The organism is Nocardia beijingensis NBRC 16342 (assembly GCF_001612785.1).
Taxonomy (GTDB): Bacteria; Actinomycetota; Actinomycetes; order Mycobacteriales; family Mycobacteriaceae; genus Nocardia; species Nocardia beijingensis.
In genome coordinates this window covers 66,828-90,030 of the sequence record NZ_BDBC01000009.1, presented here as the reverse complement: position 1 = coordinate 90,030, position 23,203 = coordinate 66,828, and the positions used below count along the sequence as shown (strand labels likewise).

The window sequence follows — 23,203 nt, the reverse complement described above, 5'->3', positions numbered from 1 at the left end:
GGGCGAAACGACGCACGCCGGGGCGTTCGGATGATCCGGTCGAAATGGCCCCGACCGGGCGCGCCCCGAGTGATCCACTGGAGTCATGAGCTGTCCGTGGAGTGCGCCGGGCCGCATAGCTAGGCTGCGCGGACCGTGGCCAACGTCCGGATCAGCGCCTGGCGCACTGCGCCCAGCTGCGCCGGGCTGTGCCGTGCGGTGTCGTATTCCACCTGGATGGTCATCCGGTCGCCGATGGTGAACACGGTGAGTTTCGGCGGCATGCCCGCCGTCATGGCGAAGACGTCATTGCGGACGATCCGTAGCCGCGGCGGGATCGAAAGGGCGGGCACACGACCGATGTTCGAGATGGCGAAGGTAGGCGGCGCCGAGAGCAGTGCAGCGGTCGCCGGGTCGACGACCCGCTGGGTGGCGAGCATCATCAGCAGCGCCTCCTTGCGCTCGACCGAGGCGTGCATGCCCGTGGCCACCGCGTGTGCCAGCACGATCGGGTCGGCGTCCGCTTCGACGAGCGCGAATGTTCCCACCCCCGATACACAATTGAGCACGGTGCTCGCGGGCAGCGGCGGCACGAGATTCGCCCGGATGTCGACCGCGTGACCGCAGACCATCGGCAGCGCTCCCGCCGACGGCTCCAGCCGGGCACGGAAGGCGGCGAATGCCGCACCCGCGACGAGGCTGTTCACCGAGACGCCGTGGACTCGGGCGGCGGCGATCACCGCGGCGGTCTCGATGTCGTCCAACTCGATTCGGTCCAACGTCAACCGGTTCGGTCGGTGCGCGCCGTCACCGAGAGGGGGCAGCTGTCGCGGCGTGAGATCCGAGGTCATCATTTCCGCGCCCGCGCGTAACACGTCGAGCAGCCCGGCGACCTCCTCGGGGGAGACGATGCGGGCCAGCCTGGTGTCCATCGCCTCGGGCAAGCTCTGATCCGGATTCGCGTGCGGGGCGGGCGCACCCGTCACCTGGGCGGTGTACCGCTCCCACAATTCCGCGAGCAGCGCGAAAGCGGATCTGCCGTCGGCGATTCCGTGGTGGATGGCCAGCACGATCCGCTCGTGCTCGCCGTCGCGCAGGAGATGCGCGTGGAACAGCCCTGCGGTCCAGTCCTGCCGGCTGTTCACCAGATCCAGGTACTCCGGCTCGCCGCCCTCGGTGATCGTCAAGCGGGGCCGGTAGGAGTCGTCGCGCCGGAAGCATCGCGCTCCCTCGACGTCGACCTGTTCGCTGCGCAGGAGCGGATGCGCGGCCGCCAAGTCGGCGAGCACGCGGCGTAGCGCGGACACGTCGAGGCCGCCGCGCACGGTGGAACCGATGAACAGCGGCATGCCGCCCACCGGGATGCTGCCGATTCTGCGGTCGGCGCCGAAGTAACTGCTTTCGAAAGGGGAAACGGGGCGTTGCTCGGTCATCATCTCGTTCTTCTCTCCAGGGGACGACGATGCCAACATACGCACGTTTCAAACGCTTGTCACATACAAAGGTTTGAAACGATCGTCATAAACACCCGTATGCCCACTTGCTAAGGTGCTGGAGTGGGAACCCGCGAAGACCTTCTCGCCGCGGCCAAGCAGTGCTTGGCCGAGCGCGGCTACGCACGCACGACCGTGCGCGAGATAGTCGCCGCCTCCGGCAGCAATCTGGCCGCCATCAACTACCACTTCGGCACCAGGGACAAACTGCTCAACCAGGCGATGATCGAATCGAGCGCGGAGGCGGTGCAGCGGATCGCGGCGGCGCTGCCGCAGGGCGAGGCCGAGACGCCCGCGTCGCGCCTGGAAGCCTTCTGGCGCACCCTCATCGCGTCGTTCACCGAGGACCGTCCGCTCTGGTCGGCGAATATCGAAGGCATGGCGCAGGCGCTGCACTCCCCCGAGGTGCGCGCCGAACTGGCGATCGCGGAGGAGCACGCCCGCGAGCAGCTCTGGCAGCTGTTCGGCCCGACCCGAGGCGTGGCGACCGACCGCGCCGTCGGCGCTGTGCTGCACGCGTTGATCGGCGGCCTCATGGCCCAGTGGCTGGTCGATCCGGAACACGCCCCGTCACCCGACGAGGTGATCGCCGGATTGCGCGCCCTCGCAACCGAAATCGGCGACTGAGCCGCACGCCGTCCCGGCGTATCCCACGCCTTGGGTAGCCACGGGTCGCCCGCCGATGTAGAACTTCTCGGAAAAGGATCGCACCACTCGGTGCCGAGGCTGGATGGGAACAATGCTGAAGCGGCCGCCGGACCTGGCCTTCGACCTCGGCAAGATGCACCGCAGGCGCAACGACCTGGCGGCCGCGCGCGAGGCGTTCCAGATCGCCATCGCCTCCGGCCATCCGAACTGGGCGCCGTTGGCCGCCGCGGAACTGGGCGGACTGCTCAGCGCGGCGGGTGACAAACCGGCCGCGGAAGGCGCGTACCACGTCGCGGTCGATTCGGGACACGAGGACGCGGCGCCGCGCGCGGCCTACAACCTCGGCCTGCTGCTGGCCGAGCGCGGCGACACCGCGGCGGCCGAAGCGATGTACGAGCGCGCCGCCGAATCGGGCCATCCCGACGCGGCGCCGCGGGCCTGGATCAATCTCGGTTATTCGCGCGCCAAGCGCGGGGACGCGGACTCGGCGCGCGCGGCCTACCAGCACGCGATCGACGCGGGCCCCGGCGACATCGCCCGGCTCGCCCTGTCCAACCTGGCCTACCTCCTGCGCACCGCCGACGACCTGGACGGCGTCAAAGCCGCCTACCGCACCGTCATCGACGGCTGGCCGGCGGAGCAGTCGCTCATCGTCGCGGGGGATCTGGTCCAGCACCTGAGCGAGGCAGGCGATCTGGCGGGGGCGAGGGAGGTCAGCCGGTCGTTGGCCGAATCGGACGATCCCGCCGTGGCCGCGCGGGCCAGTTTCGACATCGGGGTGTTCAGTGACCAGCTCGGCGAGCCGGACGTGGCGTTGGCTGCCTTCCAGCGCGCCCTCGACTCGACCGATGCGGAAGCTCGCGTCCGGGCGGCGGCCGCGCTCGCGCCGATCTACCACGAACGCGCGGCAACCGTGCTGCGCGAGACGGACTGGGCCGGGCTGGCGCACGCCCACGGGTCGGCGAGCGATGCCCCCGCCATGCTCGCCGACCTGGTCAGCGCGGCCGTCGAGGAGCAGGCGCGCGGCATCGTCTTCCTGTATTCCGCGGTGCTGCACCAAGGTTCGATCTACTCGGTCACCGCGCCCGCCGCCGAGGTGGTGCTCGGCGCACTGCTGCACGAGCGCACCGACGTGACCTACGCCCGCGCCTGGCTGCGCGAGCCGCAACCGCTGCGCCTGGAACTGCTCAACTGGCTGCACGAGGTGATCGCCACCGCCGCATGGCAATCCGCCGCCGAGGACGACGCCGAGCTGACCTCGGCCGACCGCGCGGCCGCCGCTGCGTGCTTGGCGCTGCTGCCGCGCGTGCGTGCCGCCACGGCGGCCGCGCTGGCCATGGCCGAGGTCGCCGCGGTGGCCGACGCCGCGACCGAGGTGCTCGCGACACTCAGCACGCTGCCCGCCGTCAGCGGCTGACCGCGCGCAGCACCGCCGCGACCGACTGCTCGGCGAGTTCGTCGGTGAGCGGCAGGTGCCCGAACAACGCCCGGTAGTAGATCGGCGCGGCGACCGCGTCCAGCACGAAATCCAGATCGATGCCAGGGTCCACTTCGCCGCGCGCGATGGCCGAGCGCAACGCCGTCGCGGTGGTCCGCCGCCGCGGTTCGAAGACGGTGGCCAGGAAATGGGCGCGCAACCGCTCGTCACCGGCCAGGTCGGCGACCAGCGCGGGCAGCACCCGGTGCAGCGACGTATCGCGCAGCGCCACAACCAGATCCCGCATGGCGCCGGTCAGGTCGGCGCGCAGGTCGCCGGTGTCGGGGGTCGGTCGCAGGCCGAGCAGTCCGGCGACCACGTCCACCACCAGGTGCCGCTTCGACGGCCATCTGCGGTAGATCGCCGGGCGGTGCAGGCCCGCCCTCGCCGCGACCTGGCCGATGGACAAGTCCGCGTATCCCACCTCGTCGAGCAGTTCGCGCGCGGCGGCGAGCACCGCGGTGTCGATGCGGTCGTCACGGGTTCGTCCCGCCATCAGAACACCGGGCGCGGCATCAGGACAACACGCCAGCCGTCCGGGTCGGGAAAGGTCAAGCCTCCGTTGGCGGCCCAGAAGGGATTCTCCGCCTCCACCGGTTCGACGCCGAACTCACCGAGCCGCTGTGCGACGTCGTACATGTGCGACTCGCCCGCGAAGTAGAGCACCAGCAGATTCTCCCGGCTGGGCGCGTCGCCGGGGCTGCCGTGCGCATGCGTGGTGAATTCCAGGTGGTACCCGGCTCCTGGCAATCCGAGCATCACCCCGTCGTAGCCCGCGTGGTCGTGGAAGCGGTAGAGCTCGCGCAGGCCCAGCCCCTCGACATAGAACCGCACCACCTCGTCGAGCCTGTCGGTCGGGCGCGCGATGCGAACCTGAGCGACGCGCAGGGAGTCCGGCCAGCTGTCATCGGTGTCCATACTTCAACGATACAGTACGAACTGTACTGAAATAGCGGCCGAACAAATGCCGAGGGCCGTCCCCGTTCGATCGAACGAAGACGGCCCTCGGCGCGTTCTGTTCAGCTCACTCGGCGGCCTCAACGCGCCTGCGGATGCGGCGCGCCGCCGCGACCAGGTTGCGCAGCGACGGCTCGAGCTGCCAGTAGTGCCGGGTCTTCAGGCCGCCGTCCGGATTTGCCCACAACCGCTGTGGCGTCACCGCTTCGGCTGCCGCGGTGAGCAATTCGTCCAGCTCGTCGATGTCCGGGATGCGCGCGGACCGGCTTTCGTACACGCCGGGACCGACGCCGTGGCTGAGTCCGTGACCGGTGGCGCAGTCCTCCTTCAGCGCCCGCAGCACCCAGTCGATCGAGCGCGTCGCGACGATGGCCGTGACATCGGCGTCCAGTTCTTCGATCGCCTCGACCACCTCGGCGCGGCCGGAATACCCGATGTGCGTGTGGATCTGCGTCTCCGCCCGCACCCCGGACGTAGCCAGACGGAACGCGCCGATCGCCCAGCGCAGGTACTCGGCGCGGCCCTCAGGGCGCAGCGGCAGCATCTCCCGGATCGCGGGCTCGTCGACCTGGATGATCGCGATGCCCGCCTTCTCCAGATCCACCACCTCGTCGCGGATGGCGAGCGCCACCTGGTCGGCGGTCTCGTGCAGAGGCTGGTCCTGCCGGACGAAGGAACGGGCGAGCATGGTGACCGGTCCGGTGACCATGCCCTTGACCGGCTTGTCGGTGAGCGACTGCGCGTAGGTGATCCAGTCCACCGACATCGGCGCGGGCCGCGAGACGTCGCCGTAGATGATCGGCGGCCGCACGCAGCGGGAGCCGTACACCTGCACCCAGCCGAAGTGGGTGGTCGCGAAACCGTCGAGCAGCTCGGCGAAGTACTGGATCATGTCGTTGCGCTCGTGCTCGCCGTGCACCAGCACGTCCAGGCCGATGTCTTCCTGCAACCGGATGGTCGCCTCGATCTCGGCTTCGATGCGCTTGCGGTACTCCTCGTAGGACAACCGGCCCTGGCCGAGGTCGTAGCGCGCCTGGCGGATGCGGGCGGTCTGCGGGAAGGAGCCGAGCGTGGTGGCGGGCACCGGCGGCAGGTTCAGCTTGCGCTGCTGGGCTTCGCGGCGCACCTCGTAGGGCTCCCGCGAACGCATGTCGGAGGTGATGGCGTAGACCCGCTGCCGCACAGCGTGCTTCTGCTTGAAATGCACCTCCGTCGGCCGCTTGCGCCACTTGTCCGACGGGCCTTCGGTGAGCGCCTTCGCGAGCGAAACCACCTCGCCCACCTTCTGTTTCGCGAACGCAAGGCGGTCGGCGACGTGCCCGTCGAGGTCGTATTCGACCAGCAGGTCGTAGGGCACGTGCAGCAGCGTGGTGCCGGTCGAGACGACGAGATCCGGGCACACCTGCGCCAGCTCGTTGAGGTACTCCAGCGTGACGTAGCGGTCGGCGCGCCAGACGTTGCGTCCGCTGATCACGCCCGCGTACAGGCGCTTGCGGCGGATGCCAGGCACCTGCGCGAGATCCTCCGGGCGCATCCGGTGGCTGGCGAGGTCGAGGCCGATCGCCTCGATGTTCGTGCTCGCGAGGATGGTCAGCGCCTCGCCGAAGTCACCGTACTGTCCGGTGACCAGGATGCGCGGGCGCAGCGGGGCCTTGCCGAGCCGCTGATAGGCCGACTCGAACGCGGCCAGTTCCGCGGGAGTGCGCTCGCTGGTGAACGCGGGCTCGTCCAGCTGCACGCAGGTGGCGCCGCGCTTGGCGAGGATCTCGAAGAGTTCCTCGTAGACCGGCAGCAGCTTGTCCAGCAGGCTCAGCGTGTCGAATCCGCCGGACTCGCCGGGGATGTGCCCGGCCTTGGACAGCAGCAGCAGCGACACCGGGCCGATGACCACCGGCCGCAGTTCGATGCCCACCGCCTTCGCGCGGTCGAATTCGTCGAGCAGCGCCTCCGGGTGCAGCGAGAACTCGGTGTCGGCGTCCACTTCCGGCTGGCGGTAGTGATAGTTGGTGCCGAAGAACCGGACCAGTTCCAGCGGCGGCAGGTCCGGACGGCCGCGCGCCATCAGGAAGTAGAAGTCCAGTGGATGCAGGCCGTCGCGATACGGCTCGAACCGCTTGGGCACCGCGCCGAACAGCAGCGCGTTGTCGAGCACGTGGTCGTAGAACGAGAAGGTGTTGCCGGGCACCTGGGTCAATCCGGTGGCGGCCAGCTCGTTGAACTGGGTCTCCTGGATCTCCCGGCCGACCGCGAGCAGCTCGTCGCGCTCGAGCGAACCGTGCCAGTAGGCCTCCAGCGCCCGCTTGAGCTCGCGGTGCGGCCCGATCCTGGGATAGCCGAGGATGCTCGACCCGTAGCCGTCGGTCACGTTCACCATGAGCGGGATACCTTCTTTCGATCACCTGCGCGGCCCTTGCCGGGATCGACGGATCGATCCGGCGCTGCGCTCCGGATACCCAGCCGAACCGTCGCCATTGCCCGGCTGTTGCAGCTTATGCCGAATGCCGTCACCGGCTCGGCGACACCGATCTGGTCGGCTCCGCGTCGAGGTCGGGCGGTGGCTTTCCCAGCACCCGCGAGCCGTCGCATCCGTCGATCCTTTGGTGCTCGCCTTCCCTGCCCCGTCGGGTGCGAGTCTTACGAGCACCGTTCGCGGCCCGTCTCGCGTCCGAGTGTCCGTTGCGCATGCGCCGCAGGCGCGAGCAGCGGACGCTCGGACGCGAGACTTCCAGGGGCCGCGAACACGCAGCGCCGCAGGCGCTGCGAATCAAGCCCGGTACTGGTAGAAGCCCGCGCCGGTCTTCTTGCCGAGCAGACCCGCCTCCACCATGCGCATCAGCAGCGGAGGGGCCGAGTACAGCGGCTCTTTGAATTCGCCGTACATGGAGTCGGCGATGGACTTCACGGTGTCCAGGCCGACCAGGTCGGTCAGCGCCAGCGGGCCCATCGGGTGGGCGCAGCCGAGCACCATCGCCTTGTCGACGTCCTCCTTGGTGGCGAAACCGGACTCCACCATGCGGATCGCCGAGAGCAGGTACGGCACCAGCAGCGCGTTGACGACGAAACCGGAGCGGTCGGCCGAACGCACGACCTGCTTGCCGAGCACGTCACCGGCGAAAGCCTCGGCCCGCGCGGAGACCGACTCGCTCGTCTTCAGCGTGGTGACCAACTCGACCAGCGGCAGCACCGGGACGGGGTTGAAGAAGTGCATGCCGACCACGCGCTCGGGGTTCGCCGTGGCGACCGCGATCTTCATGATCGGGATGGAGGAGGTGTTGGAAGCCAGCACGGCCGAGGGGTCGGTGACGACCTTGTCGAGTTCGGCGAAGATGCTCGTCTTCACCTTCTCGTCCTCGAGCACCGCCTCGACCACCAGCTGGCGGTCGGCGAAGTCGCCCAGGTCGGAGGTGAACCGCAGGCGCCATGCGGCCTGCTCGCGCTCGCGCTCGGTGATCTTGCCGCTGCTCACGCCGCGATCGAGGGAACGCAGGATGCGCGCGCGGCCCGCCGCGGCCAGTTCCCGGGTCTGCTCGTACACCAGTACGTCGACGTGCGCCCTCGCACACACCTCCGCGATTCCGGCGCCCATCTGGCCGGCGCCGATGATGCCGACGCGTTGGATCTTTTCGCTGCTCACGTCCCGCTCCTGCTGGGTTGTCTGGCTCTGGGGTGGCTGGTCTGCGAAGGTTTCGCTCCGGTGTGAGCGCGTCCTTCGATGGTCCAAGGTATAGGGATGCCCTCCCCGCCGGGGCTGTTCAGCGGGGAGGGCAGTACACCCCTACCGGAGTAGAGGAATGTCGGTCTTCACGTCGGGAACCTCACTTCCCTCGGCAAGCACCTGATGTGTTTCGAATGCCCGCGCGTCGCGTTCTGCGCGGTCGGCGACGCGCGGGGCATTCGACCAGCCGCGCCAGGGGCGCGGCCTGTCGACTCAGTGGAACTGACCCTCTTCGGTCGAGCCCTTCAGCGCGGCCGTCGAGGTGTTCGGGTCGACGGTGGTGGCGATGGTGTCGAAGTAGCCCGCGCCGACCTCACGCTGGTGCTTGATGGCGGTGAAGCCACGCTCGGCGGCGGCCTTGAACTCGCGCTCCTGCAGGTCGACGAAGGCGGTCATGCCCTCGCGGGCGTAGCCGTAGGCCAGGTCGAACATGCCGTAGTTGAGCGAGTGGAAGCCGGCCAGGGTGATGAACTGGAACTTGAAGCCCATCGCGCCGAGCTCACGCTGGAACTTCGCGATGGTCGCGTCGTCCAGGTGGGCCTTCCAGTTGAAGGACGGCGAGCAGTTGTAGGCCAGCAGCTGGTCCGGGAACTCGCCACGGACGGCCTCGGCGAACTTGCGCGCGACCTCGAGGTCCGGCACGCCGGTCTCCATCCAGATCAGGTCGGCGTAGGGGGCGTAGGCCTTGGCACGCGCGATGCAGGGCTCGATGCCGTTCTTCACACCGAAGAAGCCCTCGGGGGTGCGGGTGCCGTCCAGGAACTCACGGTCGCGCTCGTCCACGTCCGAGGTGATCAGGGTGGCGGCCTCGGCGTCGGTGCGGGCGATGATCACCGACGGCACGTCGGCGACGTCGGCGGCCAGACGCGCGGAGGTCAGGGTGCGGATGTGCTGCTGGGTCGGGATCAGCACCTTGCCGCCCAGGTGGCCGCACTTCTTCTCGGAGGCCAGCTGGTCCTCCCAGTGCACACCGGCGGCGCCGGAGGCGATCATGGCCTTCTGCAGCTCGTAGGCGTTCAGCGCGCCACCGAAGCCGGCCTCGGCGTCGGCGACGATCGGGGCCAGCCAGTTCGACACGGAGGTGTCGTTCTCGATCTTGGCGATCTCGTCGGCGCGCAGCAGCGCGTTGTTGATGCGGCGGACCACGGCCGGAACCGAGTTGGCCGGGTACAGCGACTGGTCGGGGTAGGTGTGGCCGGAGAGGTTCGCGTCACCGGCGACCTGCCAACCCGACAGGTAGATGGCCTTCAGACCGGCGCGGACCTGCTGGACCGCCTGGTTGCCGGTGAGGGCGCCGAGGGAGTTGATGTAGTCCTCGTTGTTGACGAGATCCCACAGGATCTCCGAGCCGCGGCGGGCGAGGGTGTGCTCCTCGACGACGGTGCCCTGGAGCTTCGACACCTGCTCCGCGGTGTAGTTACGGGTGACGCCCTTCCAGCGCGGGTTGGTGTCCCAATCCTTCTGGATTTCCGCGGCGGTCCTCGGGGTGCCGGTGGTCGACATCTGTGACTCCACTTCTTCGTTCGGTGCCGCCGCCCGGTCGAGCTACGAAACAGCTCGTACTGCTGGAGCGGCGATTTGCAGGCTTGCTAGGCCCTTGGGGTGTACTTCCACACGATGGCACACGAAGAAATAGCCGTCTACCTGTTGTTAGTGTGAATCTAAGCTAGGTTTTCCACCCCCTTTGCTAACCCTGCAAAATTTGCCCTCGAATTGCAGCGATGCAATCTACTAGCTGGTAGCTCTGACGTGGGGTTTTAGCGTAACGCTCGTACTGTTAGCGATCGGCGGGCGGCCCCCCTTACCCCGGCTCCGCCATTCCCAACTGTGAGGACCTTCACAGAACCGGTGTGGTCCATGCCACGCGTCGATCACCGGCTGCGATCGCCCGGCTTCCTCGATTCCGAACCCGGAGCGTGTCTCTCCGCCCGCCATGCGCGCTCCACAGCTGCCCGCCATGCCCGCTGCTCGGCACCCCGCCCTGCGCCCCAGGAAGGCCGTCAGTCGGATTCCTCGGACCATCCCCATAGCCGGTGTCCTCGCGCGGAGTCCGGCGTGATGCGCCCGGCCGCGATCAATGCCGCGAAGGCGGCGCGCTTGCGGGGGCAGTCGTGGTCGCGATGCAACTGCATCGCGCGATGAGCGTCAGCGAGCGTGAACGCTTGCCGCGGTCGGCTACACGTCCACGCCTCCGGCCAGGTCACCGGCCGCAAGGAACAACGGGCACGGGCGGGATTACGCGGGCGGGCGGGACGGCGCGGGCGGGCGATCGGCCAGACGCATGCGACACCGACCGCGGCGAACGCGCCACCTCCGACCACGGCGAGAATGCTGTGCACTATTTGCCACATGCCCACGGCCGCTCGCCTTCCGCAACACAGCCGTTGTCCGCGTCCGCCGGAGGCAGCGCCAACTGCGCGAGCCCGTCGAGCACCTGTTGAAAGGTCACCACGTCCGGCGTCCCTTCGAGCGCCGGTCCGCGCTCGCTGTGGTCGAGCGGGAAAGCGATACCGCGACGATGAGCACGTTCGCGCGGACTGAACTGCTGCGGAACGATCCGGCCGCTCTGCACCAGCGTGCAGTAGGCGACCCACTTCCAGGCGCACTGCTCGATCCGGCAGGCACGGTGACGCCGCATCTGCTGGTGCGCCAACTCGAGATCAGCGGACGCGCAGACACGCGGCGGAGCCAGGATCACCTGTCGAGTCATCACGCCGCCCCCGCTCCGGCCCTCGGCGCAGCCTGCGCCGACCGCGCCCAGGTGCACTGCGGGCAAACGGTTTCCAGATCGAACCCCGCATCACAGACCAACGCGGGCCGGTTGTCCACCTGCTCGAGACCGAAGACAACGATCACCTCGATCGCGAGCCCACTCGCGATCGCGAGCACGTACCCGATCGGATCAGCGGCGTCGACCGGTGGACGAACCGTGTAGACGTATTGATAGCCGAGCGCGAGAGCATGCCGCTGCACTGCCTCGGCATGCCGCAGTGCGTCCGCACCGGACACGTCACCACGAACGAGCCCGATGGCCTTCGGCTTACTACATACCTCGTTCCGAGATGAAACGACGCTACGCGCATTTGTCATGGTGCCCCCAGAACCTCGTCGATGTGTGGACTTCGGTGCGTCCGGATGACCAGCAGTTCCAGGATGTTTCGGCATGGTTCGCACCCGAACGCTGTGATGCAGCACACCATCGCCCGATATAGTGAATCGAGCTGATCTGGGATTCCCAAGCGAACTCGTCCCAAGTCGCAGGATCGGTCCCAGATCGCAGTTGCGGAGCGTTCCAACTCCGCCTTCCATCAATCCCGTATCCGCAGGGGGTGCAATGAGTTCGACCGGTGAAGACGAGGCCTCAACCCTGCCCAGGCGACAGCTTGGGCGGTTTCTTCGGGAAACGCGCGAGGGACAAGGGCTCACAATCGACCAAGCCGCGAAACTGGCCGAACTGAGCAAGAGTGGACTGCACCGCATCGAAACGGCACAAGTAGCAAAAGTGAAGATCCGCGAGGTCAAAGCCCTCTGCGAGATCTACGGTGTGGATCCCCCGGACACTCGCCGTGCGGTGGAACTCGCCGAACAAGCGCAAGTCAAAGGCTGGTACACAGCTTTCGGTGGCCTCTTCGCCGACACCTTCAACATGTACGTCGGACTCGAGGCGTCTGCACGTCGACTGGTTATTTACCACGAGCAGATCCCAGGGCTACTGCAAACGGCCTCCTATGCGCGAGCGGTGATCAGCGCGTTCTACGCGGATGACGCACCAGAACACATCGACCGGCACGTAGAACTTCGGATGAAGAGGCAGGCGATCGTCACTCGCAAGTCCCGCCCCGTCGAGCTGGAGGTTCTGCTGCATGAATCGGCGCTGCACCGGGTCATCGGTTGTCCGCGAGTCATGGCGGCTCAGCTGCGGCATCTGGCCGAGATGAGCAAGCTGCCGAATGTCACCGTGCGCGTGCACCCATATGCCGCTGGCATGGTGTGGGGCATTCTGCACGGTCAGTTCGTTGTCCTCGACTTCGGCGTCGATCAGAAGGGTAGGCCTGCGGAGCCGCCGATCGTCTTCCTTGAAGGCGGCCCAAGTGCGGACGTTTACCTCGAAAAGGCGGATGAAGTGCGGAAGTACTATGAACTCGCTGCGGCCATCCGGACGTCGTCGCTGGATGAAGCCAGATCGCGAGACCTGCTGAGGCGGGTAGCAAGGAGCTACGAGGCGTGAAGACCGACCTATCCGGGGCGAAGTGGTTCAAAAGCAGCCACAGTGAGAGCGGGGGCCAATGTGTCGAGGTCGCCTGGCTGGGCAATACCCATGTCGGTGTCCGTGACTCCAAGAACTCCTCCGGGCCAGCGTTGATCTTCACGCCCTCCGATTGGGACGCCTTCACGTCAACCATCACCGATGGTGGGTTCGATTTCGCAGGGTGAGCACGCTCCCTGCTCGCCAACACGCGGCCCGTACCAGGACATGCATTCTCAGGTACGGGCCGCTGCCATATCGCGAGAACTCCGTAGCACTCGCGCAATGAGATCCTGGACATAGACGAAGCAGTCCGAACCGCCCGGCTTCTGGCGGCGATGGTAGAGGAGTAGGAAGCTTGAGCGTGGACCTATCCGCGGCAAAGTGGTTCAAGAGCAGCTACAGCGGCACTGGCAAAGACTGCGTCGAGGTCGCACATTTCGCCGGGGGCATGGTCGGTGTCCGTGACTCCAAGAATTCCACTGGGCCGGCGTTGATCTTCACACCCTCCGGTTGGGATGCCTTCACTACCAACCTCACGAACAGCAGGTCCAGTCAGCCGGCCTGATCGATACCTCTCCGACTATTCCGGCTCACGAGTGGCACACGAGCGAGACCCCTTCTCGCGTTTTGCCGCAGCCTTGTGCCACTCGTGGCGGAAGATGGCCGATCCCAAGGGGGCCGTCTCGAGCAGTGTTCGGCGCTGTGGGCGAAGGGCAGGATGGGCATGGGGATAGACGAAGCTGTGCGAGGCGCACGGTTGCTGGCCGCTGATATCGAGGAATCTTTGGGGTTCTCGACGCAGATCAGCACTGAGTACACCGAGGACTGGCGGAGATTCGGCGCGCAGTCCGGTCGCCCGGTGCCGAAAGCTTGGGTGAGCATTGGAGTGCCGGATGCCGGCACTTCTGCGGCGCTCGACCCGACTGAGGCGGGCAGCGGCACGGCCGAGGGATTCGCGATGGAGTTGGCGCGAATCCTTCAGGACGACATTCAAATTCACATACGCGAGCCGTGGCCGAAGGATCCCGCCGCCAGCGGCCGGGCACTGGAACCGACCGAGCGCGGTTGGCGAAGCCGGACGGAACCAGGGTATCTAGTGCCGTACGGCAGGCTCGGTCGCTGAGCCGATATGCGCGTGGGTATGTGCCAGGGGCGCTCCCGAAGACTCTGTACGTCCGCACCATGATGTGACGAGCCGAGCGGGCTCTATCCCGCCAAGAGCCAGTGGTCTGACAGGGTTTCGCCGACTCGCGCGGCCCATCCCGCCGGATGCGTAAGGTTCCCGTTGTGCCCGCCGGGGAATTCCACCACCGGCACGCCGCGCAGTGCCGCCAACTCGTGGGCGGCTTTGTAGTCGAAGACGTGTCGTGGGGTGGTCTGCCCGCAGGCGGGGACGATGCGCACCGGCGATTGACGCAAGGCGGCGACGTCCAGGTGGTCGGTGCGGATCGCGGCGAAGTCGTGTCCTAGGAAGTATTCGAAGTTCGCGGCGCGCTCTGGGCCGAGCGGGGCAGCGGTCACGCCAGGTTCGCGATCCTGGCTCGCGGGATCGATCCCCAGCGTCCGCACCATCGGAGCGAGCGCCGCTTGCCACCCGCGCTCGGTGAACACCTGCTCGCAGTGTTCGAGTTCGCCGAGCTGGGTGGCGCGGTCGGCGGCGGCGAGCAGCCACGGCGTGACGGGCTCGTGCGCCATGAGAGTGTGCAGCCGGTCCGGGTGCTCGACCGCGAGATGTAGTCCGATGGCCGCGCCCATGCTGCAACCGAGCATTGCCACGGGTTCGCCGGTCAACGTCGAGAGCAGGCGGTTGGCGTCGTCGGCGTGCGTCGCGACCGAGGCGGGCACGCCGAGATCGCGGATGAGGCTGCGAGACAGGCCGCGCCGGTCATAGGTGACGACGGTGAAGCGCCGCTCCAGATGACCGACCAGATCTTCGCTGCGCCGCGCGTCCCCCTCTCCGCTCTGCGCGATCAGCAGCATCGGACCGCTGCCGCGCACTTCGTAGTACAGGTCGGCTCCGGGGACCTCGAGGGTGCCGGTGGAAATCGTGCTCATGCCGACGACAATAATCCATCAATATGGATACATCAACTCTGATGTATCCATATTGATGTAAGGTCTCATCGTGGACGGAGTCGAACTGTTCCTGTTGGGGCGGATGTTGATGAAGCTCGGCGAGGAGGCGTTGCCGTCGGCCGGGCTCGGCGGCGGCCACCGCCCGGCGCTCGTCGTGTCGAGCGACATCCTCGAGCACCCGGACAGCACCGTTGGCGAAATCGCCGCGCGCACCGGATTGCCGCAGAGCGCGGTCTCCACCGCGGTGGCAAGCCTCAAAGAGGCCGGAGCGATCGTCTCGACGGTCGACCCCCGCGATCGACGGCGCACCTTGATCCGACCGGCCGACCAGGCTTCACCGCGAGTCGCCGAAATCCGCGCCACCCCCGTGGACCGAGCCGTAGCAGCCGCACTGCCCACCGACGACCCGGCAGCCGTGCGCGAGGTCCTCGAAGCCCTCGCAACCCTCACCCGCCACCTACGCCCACGCACCCCCTGACCCGCACCGGCACGTGCGCGAGTGGCACATCAGCGAGAAGTTCTCTCGCGGTTGCCACAGCCATGTGGCCAATCGTGGGCGGTCAGGGGAGGTAGACGCAGCCACCCATACCGAGGTAGCTGCGGATGGAGCAGATCAGATTGTTCACTGTTTTGCCGGAGCCGGAGGAGGAACCCGTGCTGGGCGTCTTGGCGATCGCGGCGGGTGTGGTCGCCGCGATCGGCAGCGACAGAGCGGCGGTGACCAGGACGGTGGCGGTGAATTTCGCGGCCATGGTTTCTCCTGAGCGAAGGCGCGAGGGCCAGGTTCAGCACTTGGCCCCTGACGCCACGAAGCCTACGAATCACCGAATCCCCGACATAGACCGCACTTTCAGGGTCGCGCCGTCTCGGGCGCATCGGAAAGTCGATTGCTGTCGGCGTCCGGCTGCCGGTGCGGCCGCTCAGGACGCGGGCGGTGGGTGGACCGCGTGCCAGTGGCGGGCGATGTCGATGCGGCGGGTGATCCAGACCTGGTCGTGGGACTGGATGTGGTCGAGCAGGCGTTCCAGGGCGGCGGTGCGGGCGGGGCGGCCGATGAGGCGGCAGTGCAGGCCGATGGACAGCATTTTCGGGGTGTCCTCCGCGCCTTCGCGGTAGAGGACGTCGAAGGCGTCGCGGACGTGCGCGAAGAATTGCTCGCCGGTGGGGAAACCGGCGGGCGAGGCGAATCGCATGTCGTTGGTGTCCAAGGTGTACGGCACCACCAAGTGGTCGCGGTCGTGCACGCGCACCCAATACGGCAGGTCGTCGGCGTAGGAGTCGGAGTCGTAGACGAAGCCGCCGTGCTCGACCACCAACTCCCTGGTGTTCGGCGAGTCGCGGCCGGTGTACCAGCCCAGCGGCGCCGAGCCGGTCAGTTCGGTCAGCACGCGCACCGCCTCGGCCATGTGCGCGCGCTCGGTGTCGCGGTCGGTGAGCTGGTAGGACTTCCAGCGCAAGCCGTGGCAGGCGATCTCGTGGCCCAGTTCGCGGAAAGCCGCCACCGCCTCCGGGTTACGCTGCAAAGCGCGGGCGACCGCGAAGATCGTCAGCGGCAACCCGCGCCGCTCGAAGACGCGCAGCACCCGCCACAACCCGGCGCGTGAGCCGTACTCGTAGAGCGATTCCATGCTCATGTGGCGGTTCGGAAACGCCTCGGCGGGAGTCATCTCCGACAGGAACGTCTCGGAGAACTCGTCACCGTCGAGGACGTTGTTCTCGCCGCCCTCTTCGTAGTTGAGCACGAACTGGACCGCGATTCGCGCCTCCCCCGGCCACTTCGGGTCCGGCGGACGCGGGCCGTAGCCGACGAAATCCCTCATTGCCACGCCCCACGCAAACACGGCTCCGTACCCGCCGCCGATATCCGCACGATCGAGCGCCGGACAGGCGCGACCGCACGCGGCGCCGCCGCCCACGCGCTCAGGTACCGACTCGACCGAAAAGACACAGTCGCAAGCGCCGACGATGTCCGCACCGCCGGGCGCCGCACTCGCCGGACAGACGCGACCACACGCGACACCGACGCGCTCAGCGGCCGAGTCGACCAAGAACGCACAGCCGCACGCGCCGCCGATCTCCGCACGATCGACCACCGCACTCGCTGAAGAGGCGCGACCGCATGCCCTGCCGATGCCCCTGCGTTCATGCGCCCAGCTCGCCGTAGAGGCGCAGCCGCGCCAGGCCGCCGTCCGGGTAGATGTCCAGGCGCACCTCCTCCACCGACGCGGCCATCGGCGCGATGGGGAAGCGGTGCCTGGTGTCGGGTTGGAGGGCGGTGCGCGCTAACAACTCCAGCTCGGTGCCGTCGTTGGTGCGACCGGTCAGCCGGGCCGCGCCGGGACTGTTGCCCAGGAAGTACGACGTGTCCAGCTCGGCGAGCCGGATCAGTCCCGGCCCGGCCAAGCGGATGCGCACCCAGTCGTTGCCGTCGTCCCTGCGGCGCGCGGTCTCCCAGCCCTCGCCCATGGACCTGGCCCGGCCGGGATACAGCAACTGATTCGGTGAGCTGTAGAAGCGATTGGAGCAGTCCAGCACCAGCGCGCCGTTCTCCAGGGCGGCCAGGTCCAGCGGCCCGAGGCCGAGCAGGCGCGGATCGGGCCTGCCCTCTCCGTGCACCCGCAACCTGGCCACTCCGCCGTCGGGGTGCATGGTGAGCCGCACGTGGGTCCAGCGCTTCTCGTTCTCGACGGCGAACAAGTTGCGGCTGTCGCCCGCCACCGGGGAACGATCGACCAGCATCACCCAATCGTCGCGCGCGGCGATGGTTTCCGCGGGCGGATAATCCTCGATCTCCAGGGCGGACACCGAGACGGCGGGCGGGTAGTTGCCCGTGAACCACGCCGTGTCCACCACGATCCCGCGGATCACGCCCGGCACGCCGAGCCGCACGATCGCCGAATCGTCGCCGGGTTGCCCGCGATGTCTGCGGGTCTCCCAGCCGTCGTAGATCTGCCCTTTGTGCCCGAAGTCGGCGGGCCGGTGCAGGGCGGGACCGGGGTTGATCAAATTCTCCTTCTCCGCGAAGAACTCGTCGTTGGCCCAGATCACCGAGCCGCCCAGCGGCCGGACCGCCAGATCCGGCAGCAGCGTGAACTCCTCGTCGTCCCGGTCGCGCATCGCGCCTCCTGTGTCGTGCGGGATCGCCCCGTTCGGATGGACGGTCACGGCGCCTCCGGTAGCGGCGCGCGTGCCGCCAAGGCCCGCAGCACCGGCTCGGTGAGTTCCGGCGCTCCCGCGTCCGGGCGGGCGCCGCAGTCGATGCCGCGCAGCACCGTGGCGGCCAGCGCTTCGGCGGTGGCGGGCTCGTCGACGACGTCGCCGCCGCGGCGAGCGAGGTAGTCCCGCAGGCGCGGCACCGCGACGTCCATCGCCCGGCGGAAGAAGTCGTAGGTGGCCAGCCAGCGGGTGACGAGGTGACCCGGATGCATGTCCCAGCCCTGGTAGTACCCGCGCCGCAACGCCCGGACGACCAGCCGGTGATGGTTGCGCAGCGCGGCCTCCGGGTCGGCGTCGGGCACTATCTGGGTGGAACCGTCGCACACCCACACTCCGGTCTGCGCGGCCGCGACTTGCATGACCGCCTTGGCGTGATCGGCGGCCGGGTGGTCGAGCGCCTGATCCGGCGCGGCGACGCCACAAGCGGCGGTGTAGTCGTAGGTACCGAAATGCAGTGCGCTGCAACGTCCTTCGGACAAGGTGAGCATGGTGGCCACCGGGGCGGTGCCGTCGGCGGCGATGATCGCCTGCGGGCTCTCGATCTGCAGCTCGAAGCGCAGACTGCCCTCCGCGATGCCGTACCCGCGTTCCAGCCCGACGCACAGTTGCACCAACGCCGTAACCTGCTGCGCCGCCCGGACCTTCGGCACGGTGAAGACGAATCCCGCGGGCACGCCGCCCGCGCCCTCCAGCACGAGATCGAGCGTGCGCAGCGCACGACGACGTTCGCCGCCACCCAAGCCCTTCATCCGGATGCCACTGCTCGCCGGACCGCCGGACCGCCGTGCCCACGCCGCCAGCACCGCCCCCGCCGCCGTCGCCGCGCGGTCCTCCTCGGCGTCGGCGCGCAGGCCGTAGCCGTCCTCGAAGTCGATGCGCAGGTCCTGGACCGGATCGGTTTCCAGTCGCTTGCGCACGTCGGGCAGCGAATCGGTGCCGTCGAGAGTACTGAGCAGATCGCGGTGGCGGTCGAGCAGTTCGACCGCGGCCGCGCCCCACATTTCGGGAGTCGCCTCGGCGACCCGGTCGGCGGGCACGTACACGGTGTGGATCGGTTGTGCGCGGCCGTTCGAGCCGGGATACCTGCGGCGCAGCTCGGCGTCGACCGTGTCGAGCAGGGCCTCGAGCCGGGCGCGGACGTGCTCCGGCACCTTCGTCATCGTGACTCCTTCTCCCGCAACGCGGCCCACACCCGGTCCGCGGTCATCGGCAACCCGTACAGCCGGACGCCGACCGCGTCGCGGATCGCGTTGGCCAGCGCGGGCGCGACCGGGTTGTACGGCGATTCGCTCATCGACTTGGCGCCCAGCGGGCCGAGCGCGTCGGACGTCTCGGCGAAGTAGACCTCCGTGCGCGGCACGTCGGCGAACTGCGGTATGTGGTAGTGCCGCAAGGTCTGCGCGCCGATCACCCCATCCGCGCTGCGCATGTCCTCGTACAGCGCGGTGCCGATGGCCTGCGCCGCGCCGCCCTCGACCTGCCCGCGGCACTGCACCGGGTTGAGCACCGTGCCGGCGTCGGCCGCCTGGATCGACTGGAGAATGCGCACCGCCCCCGTCTCCGGGTCGACGGCGACGCGGAAGGCGTGCACGTTGAAGCTCACCGACCTGGGGCTGCCGTCGTGCTCGGCGTGCGCGACGAGGTCGCCGCCGGTCAGCAGTTCGGCCGCGGTGAGCACCCGGTCGCCGCAGTGCACGCCGCCGGAGTTCAGCACGCAGTCCCGCTCCGCGACGCCGGCCAGTTCCGCCGCCCTGGCCAGCAGCCGCCCGCGCAAGGCGCACGCCGCCGCGTACACGGCCTTGCCCGCGACCACGATGCCGGTGGAGCCGAACGCGCCGGTGTCGTGGTCGACCAGGTCGGTGTCGCCGTGCCGGATCACGATGCGGTCCACCTCGGTCTCCAGCGCGGTGGCGGCGAGCTGGGCGTGCACCGTCGTCGTGCCGTTGCCGAATTCCGCTGTGCCGACCCGGATCTCGTAGCGGCCGTCGGGTAGCAGCGCGGCCGTCGCGGTGGATCGGTGGCCGCGCGGCGGGACGGTCGCGATCATTGCGGCGGCCATGCCGGTGCCAACCCGCCACCCCGGTCCGGGCGCGCGCACGTCGTTGCCGCGCAGCAGGGCTCGTTCGGCGAGGTCGAGGCACTGGTCCAGCCCGTAGCTGCCGAACATCAGATCGCTTTCGTTCACCGCGGCGCCGACGAACCGATCGCCGGGCGCCACCGCGTTGCGGCGGCGCAGTTCGAAGGGATCCACGCCGAGCGCGTGCGCGAGTTCGTCCAGAGCCGACTCCACGGCGAAGATCACCTGCCCGAGGCCGTAGCCGCGGAACGCGCCGGAGGGAACGTTATTGGTGTACACCGCGCGCGCGTCGACCCGCTTGTTGGCACAGCGGTACAGCTCCACCGACTCGCCGACGCCGTGGTACATCACCCCGCCGCTGTGATTGCCGTAGGCGCCGGTGTCGGCGAGCACGTCGACGGCCAAGGCGGTCAGCACACCGCGGGCGTCGGCCCCGGCCGTCACCTCGACGCGCATCGGGTGGCGGCAGGTCGCGGCGACGAACTCGTCGGAGCGCGTGAATTCGTACTGCACCGGCCTGCCGGTGCGCAGCACGGCCAGCGCGATCAGGTCTTCGGCCAGCAGCTCCTGTTTCGCGCCGAATCCGCCGCCCACCCTGGCCGTGAACACCCGCACCTGCGCGGGCGACCGGCCGAACAGGCGGCACAGTTCGTCACGGACCAGGAACGGGACCTGGGTGCTGCACCGGATGACCAGGCGTCCGGCGTCGTCCAGCCAGCCGACCCCGCCGTGCGTCTCCAGATGCACGTGCTGGCCGCGCGGCGAATCCCACACGCCGCGCACGACATGCGCCGCGGCGGCCAGGCCCGCGGCGACGTCGCCGACCTCGCCGTGCAGCTCGGCCACCAGGTTGCGTCCGGCATCGGCGATGCGAGCCGAGGCCGGTTTGTCCCCGTGCAATGCCGGTGCGTCGGCGCGCAGCGCGTCCCGCGGATCGAAGACCGCGGGCATGACCTCGTAGTCGACCTCGAGTAAACGGCACGCTTCACGGGCGATCGCGACGCTGTCGGCCACCACCGCGGCCACCCGCTGCCCCACGAATCGGACCGTCCGGTCGAGCACGTAGGTGTCGTCGGGGTCGTCGGTGCGCAGCTCGTGCCGTGCGGTGGAGAACGGCACGTCCGGCGCGTCGGCATAGGTGAGCACCGCGTGCACACCGGGCAGCGCCTCGGCGGCGGCGGCGCCGATCGAGCGGATCCGCGCGTGCGGGTGCGGACTCCGCAGCACCGCGATGTGCAGCGGGGCGGCCGGTGGCGCGGTGTCGGTGGCGCCAGGAAACGGCAGGTCGAGGGTGAACGGCTCGCGCCCGGAGACGATGCGCGGCCCGGCCGGGGCCGCGACCGCCGCGGCCGGATCGGGCGCGACGGCGGCCGGATCGTCCGGAGTGAGTTGTTCGCCCAGCGCGGCGCGGATGGCGCGGTAACCCGTGCAGCGGCAGAGGTTGCCTTTCATCAACTCGGCGAGTTCGTCGCCCGGCACGCCGGACTGCTCCTCGGCGGCGCACCCGAGCCCCGCCGCCGTGACCACCATGCCCGCGGTGCAGAACCCGCATTGGAACGCGGCGTCGGCGAGGAACCGGCGTTGCACCGGATGCGGGTGCTCAGGGGTTCCGAGTCCGGCGGCGGTGACGATCGATCGCCCGGCGGCGCGATAGGCGGGGATGACGCAGGAGTGCACCGTCATTCCGTCCACCAGCACCGCGCAGGCCCCGCAATCGCCCGAGTCGCAGCCCTTCTTGACCGCCTGCGCGCCACTGTCGCGCAGCACGGTGCGCAGGCATTGTCCCGGCCGCGGCTCGATGTCGACGGTCCTGCCGTCCACTTCGAATCGCATCAGCTACCCCGCAATTCCGCGGCCACCTCGCAGGCCAGCAACCCCGCGACATGCCCGCGCCACTCCGGTGACCCGTGCGGATCGTCGAACCACAGCGCCGGATCGATCGTGTGCACGGCAGCGCGGATCTCGGTGTCGGTGGGCGGTGCGTCGAAGTCCAGGACGACGGGCCTGATCGTGGCGGCCGTGATGGTGACCGCGCTGCGGCCGCTGCCTTCCCTGCGCCCCATCACGACGGCGCCGGACCGGCCGAGCGGAGCGAGCGCGATCTTCCGGAAGCTGGTGCGCGCCAGCAGACTCGACCGCGGCACGCGAATCGAGCGCAGCACTTCTTCGCGCCGCAGCGCCGTTCGTCCGGGGCCGAGGACGAACTCCCGCAACGGGATTCGCCGATCGGCGCCGTCGGCGGCCCAGACCAGCGCCGTGGCGTCGAGCGCCACCAGCGCGCCGAGCACCGCTCCCGCGGGCAACGCGAGGCAGACGTTGCCCCCGACGGTCGCCGTGCGCCAGATCTTGTGCGAGGCCAGCAGCGCCCGGCAGGCCGGGGCGAACAGCGCGGTCCCCGGCCACGGGTCGCGCAATACCCGCGTCCCCAGCTCACGGCCCGGCGCTGCGCCGGCGAACTCGGCCAAGGTGCAGGTCGCGGCGATGTCCAGGCCGCCGTCCACGATCTCGAACGCGGGCCATCCGAGGCCGGTGATGTCGACCAGGCGCAGCAACTGATCCTGCGGCTCGGAGAACAGGAAGGTTCCTCCGGCCAGCACCGCGGTGGATGCGCCGAGCGCGGCCAGGTCTTCGCGCTCGCGGGCGATCACCACCTCGCGGATCGTGTCCAGGTCCACGTCTCACCTCGTTCCTGCCTCTCGGTCACCGTAGAGCCAGTGGGTTGCCGCCATATTGCGCGCGACGCATGTCGGATTGCACGGCTGTTACCTTGCCGCGCGGCGGCCACCGGCGAGCGGGAACCATCCCGGCCGAGTGCTCGTGCGGGCATGCCGTCCACATACCACGGCTCACCCGCTCTACGGGCCGTTCGAGCCGACACTGGTTCAGTATTGCTCGTCCCGGCTGACCAGGCACGACACCTCGCCCAGATCAGCGGGGCGAGCGTCGGTGACCCCGACCGGACACCCGGCAGCACCGCCATGGGGCACGGCTCGCGGACAACTCGGTACGCCCGACCGCATCGATTGCAACGCCGATGCCCTGTACCGCGCGGCCACCGCACGCCCCGACCGCCGCGCTGCGGATCTCGTAGCCGCCCACGCGGGGACCGGAGTTGGAACACGGCCAGATGGCGCGGCATCACCCCCGCCGGGCATTCCCGGCCACGCCGTTGAGCGCCACTCCGTACGTTCCGGTGCACCGATCGTCTTCACGACGTGATCCCGACGGACGGACGCTGGGCACCGATAGCGCTGCCGCCAGGGTCCCCGGGTACCGGCCGGTCACATCACCCGTCGCGCCCGGCACCAGGCGTACA

At 68.9% G+C, this 23,203-nt stretch carries 23 protein-coding genes and 1 pseudogene; 7 read left to right on the top strand and 17 right to left on the bottom strand.

The annotated features are described in order from the left end of the window. Positions 1 to 119: 119 nt before the first annotated feature. Positions 120 to 1,412: a phthiocerol/phthiodiolone dimycocerosyl transferase family protein gene (locus tag NB3_RS05045; protein WP_218020525.1), complete on the bottom strand. Its 1,293-nt coding sequence runs from the start codon at positions 1,410 to 1,412 to the stop codon at positions 120 to 122. Positions 1,413 to 1,535: 123 nt separating this feature from the next. Here NB3_RS05045 and NB3_RS05040 point away from each other — a divergent pair, with 123 nt between their 5' ends. Next, a complete protein-coding gene (locus NB3_RS05040) occupies positions 1,536 to 2,099 on the top strand; it encodes a TetR/AcrR family transcriptional regulator (protein ID WP_067797217.1) in 564 nt (187 codons plus the stop codon). A 112-nt stretch (positions 2,100 to 2,211) separates the two neighbouring features. Continuing rightward, entirely contained in the window at positions 2,212 to 3,537 is a 1,326-nt protein-coding gene (locus NB3_RS05035; RefSeq protein ID WP_067797216.1) for a tetratricopeptide repeat protein, read from the top strand. On the opposite strand, the gene NB3_RS05030 is transcribed toward NB3_RS05035, so the two are convergent. The 8 genes from NB3_RS05030 to NB3_RS05000 form a co-directional block, all read right to left on the bottom strand. Then, positions 3,527 to 4,093, bottom strand: coding sequence for a TetR/AcrR family transcriptional regulator (locus tag NB3_RS05030; protein WP_067797213.1), 567 nt, complete (start codon positions 4,091 to 4,093; stop codon positions 3,527 to 3,529). The genes NB3_RS05035 and NB3_RS05030 overlap by 11 nt on opposite strands. Beyond that, on the bottom strand, positions 4,093 to 4,515 hold the full coding sequence (locus tag NB3_RS05025) for a VOC family protein (protein ID WP_067797211.1): 423 nt from the start codon (positions 4,513 to 4,515) through the stop codon (positions 4,093 to 4,095). The genes NB3_RS05030 and NB3_RS05025 overlap by 1 nt, the downstream gene beginning before the upstream one ends. Before the next feature lie 106 nt (positions 4,516 to 4,621). Beyond that, on the bottom strand, positions 4,622 to 6,928 hold the full coding sequence (gene metE / locus NB3_RS05020; RefSeq protein ID WP_067797209.1) for a 5-methyltetrahydropteroyltriglutamate--homocysteine S-methyltransferase: 2,307 nt from the start codon (positions 6,926 to 6,928) through the stop codon (positions 4,622 to 4,624). 390 nt (positions 6,929 to 7,318) lie between these two features. Next, positions 7,319 to 8,188 (bottom strand): 3-hydroxybutyryl-CoA dehydrogenase, encoded by an 870-nt coding sequence (locus tag NB3_RS05015; RefSeq protein WP_063017438.1) that lies wholly within the window; start codon positions 8,186 to 8,188, stop codon positions 7,319 to 7,321. Positions 8,189 to 8,482: 294 nt separating this feature from the next. Continuing rightward, complete coding sequence (gene aceA, locus NB3_RS05010) at positions 8,483 to 9,772, bottom strand: isocitrate lyase (protein ID WP_067797205.1); 1,290 nt, start codon at positions 9,770 to 9,772, stop codon at positions 8,483 to 8,485. A 497-nt stretch (positions 9,773 to 10,269) separates the two neighbouring features. Continuing rightward, on the bottom strand, positions 10,270 to 10,401 hold the full coding sequence (locus NB3_RS36510; protein WP_280516566.1) for a hypothetical protein: 132 nt from the start codon (positions 10,399 to 10,401) through the stop codon (positions 10,270 to 10,272). A gap of 206 nt (positions 10,402 to 10,607) precedes the next feature. Then, positions 10,608 to 10,979 (bottom strand): hypothetical protein, encoded by a 372-nt coding sequence (locus NB3_RS05005; RefSeq protein WP_157111531.1) that lies wholly within the window; start codon positions 10,977 to 10,979, stop codon positions 10,608 to 10,610. After that, entirely contained in the window at positions 10,979 to 11,278 is a 300-nt protein-coding gene (locus tag NB3_RS05000) for a hypothetical protein (RefSeq protein ID WP_067797199.1), read from the bottom strand. Before NB3_RS05000 ends, NB3_RS05005 begins: the two co-directional genes overlap by 1 nt. Positions 11,279 to 11,603: 325 nt before the next feature. On the opposite strand from NB3_RS05000, the gene NB3_RS04995 reads away from it, so the two are divergent. The 4 genes from NB3_RS04995 (at position 11,604) to NB3_RS04990 (ending at position 13,641) form a co-directional block, all read left to right on the top strand. Continuing rightward, positions 11,604 to 12,497: a helix-turn-helix domain-containing protein gene (locus tag NB3_RS04995; RefSeq protein WP_067797196.1), complete on the top strand. Its 894-nt coding sequence runs from the start codon at positions 11,604 to 11,606 to the stop codon at positions 12,495 to 12,497. After that, positions 12,494 to 12,703, top strand: a complete 210-nt coding sequence (locus tag NB3_RS33940; protein ID WP_084485790.1) for a DUF397 domain-containing protein — start codon at positions 12,494 to 12,496, stop codon at positions 12,701 to 12,703. Before NB3_RS04995 ends, NB3_RS33940 begins: the two co-directional genes overlap by 4 nt. Positions 12,704 to 12,879: 176 nt before the next feature. Then, positions 12,880 to 13,083 carry a DUF397 domain-containing protein gene (locus NB3_RS33935; protein WP_371855876.1) on the top strand — a complete coding sequence of 68 codons (204 nt, stop codon included), beginning with the start codon at positions 12,880 to 12,882 and terminating at the stop codon, positions 13,081 to 13,083. Positions 13,084 to 13,242: 159 nt separating this feature from the next. Continuing rightward, positions 13,243 to 13,641, top strand: coding sequence for a hypothetical protein (locus NB3_RS04990; RefSeq protein ID WP_157111529.1), 399 nt, complete (start codon positions 13,243 to 13,245; stop codon positions 13,639 to 13,641). 83 nt (positions 13,642 to 13,724) lie between these two features. Here the strand turns inward: NB3_RS04990 and NB3_RS04985 are convergent, their stop codons facing one another. Further along, positions 13,725 to 14,573, bottom strand: a complete 849-nt coding sequence (locus tag NB3_RS04985) for an alpha/beta hydrolase (protein WP_067797192.1) — start codon at positions 14,571 to 14,573, stop codon at positions 13,725 to 13,727. 70 nt (positions 14,574 to 14,643) lie between these two features. Between NB3_RS04985 and NB3_RS04980 the strand changes: the two genes are divergently transcribed. Beyond that, positions 14,644 to 15,072 (top strand): MarR family winged helix-turn-helix transcriptional regulator, encoded by a 429-nt coding sequence (locus NB3_RS04980; protein WP_157111527.1) that lies wholly within the window; start codon positions 14,644 to 14,646, stop codon positions 15,070 to 15,072. A gap of 82 nt (positions 15,073 to 15,154) precedes the next feature. Here the strand turns inward: NB3_RS04980 and NB3_RS04975 are convergent, their stop codons facing one another. The 7 genes and pseudogenes from NB3_RS04975 to NB3_RS36760 form a co-directional block, all read right to left on the bottom strand. Next, positions 15,155 to 15,346 (bottom strand): hypothetical protein, encoded by a 192-nt coding sequence (locus NB3_RS04975; protein WP_067797190.1) that lies wholly within the window; start codon positions 15,344 to 15,346, stop codon positions 15,155 to 15,157. A gap of 168 nt (positions 15,347 to 15,514) precedes the next feature. After that, entirely contained in the window at positions 15,515 to 16,414 is a 900-nt protein-coding gene (gene puuE / locus NB3_RS04970; protein ID WP_067797367.1) for an allantoinase PuuE, read from the bottom strand. Between the two features lie 322 nt (positions 16,415 to 16,736). Continuing rightward, positions 16,737 to 17,711 carry an allantoicase gene (gene alc / locus NB3_RS04965; protein WP_067797365.1) on the bottom strand — a complete coding sequence of 325 codons (975 nt, stop codon included), beginning with the start codon at positions 17,709 to 17,711 and terminating at the stop codon, positions 16,737 to 16,739. Positions 17,712 to 17,755: 44 nt separating this feature from the next. After that, positions 17,756 to 18,970 carry a DUF6986 family protein gene (locus tag NB3_RS04960; protein ID WP_067797187.1) on the bottom strand — a complete coding sequence of 405 codons (1,215 nt, stop codon included), beginning with the start codon at positions 18,968 to 18,970 and terminating at the stop codon, positions 17,756 to 17,758. Beyond that, positions 18,967 to 21,720 (bottom strand): molybdopterin-dependent oxidoreductase, encoded by a 2,754-nt coding sequence (locus NB3_RS04955; protein WP_067797184.1) that lies wholly within the window; start codon positions 21,718 to 21,720, stop codon positions 18,967 to 18,969. The genes NB3_RS04960 and NB3_RS04955 overlap by 4 nt, the downstream gene beginning before the upstream one ends. After that, entirely contained in the window at positions 21,720 to 22,562 is an 843-nt protein-coding gene (locus tag NB3_RS04950; RefSeq protein WP_067797181.1) for an FAD binding domain-containing protein, read from the bottom strand. The genes NB3_RS04955 and NB3_RS04950 overlap by 1 nt, the downstream gene beginning before the upstream one ends. A 253-nt stretch (positions 22,563 to 22,815) precedes the next feature. Next, positions 22,816 to 23,010, bottom strand: a pseudogene (locus NB3_RS36760) (hypothetical protein); the annotation flags it as partial. Between the last annotated feature and the right edge of the window lie 193 nt (positions 23,011 to 23,203).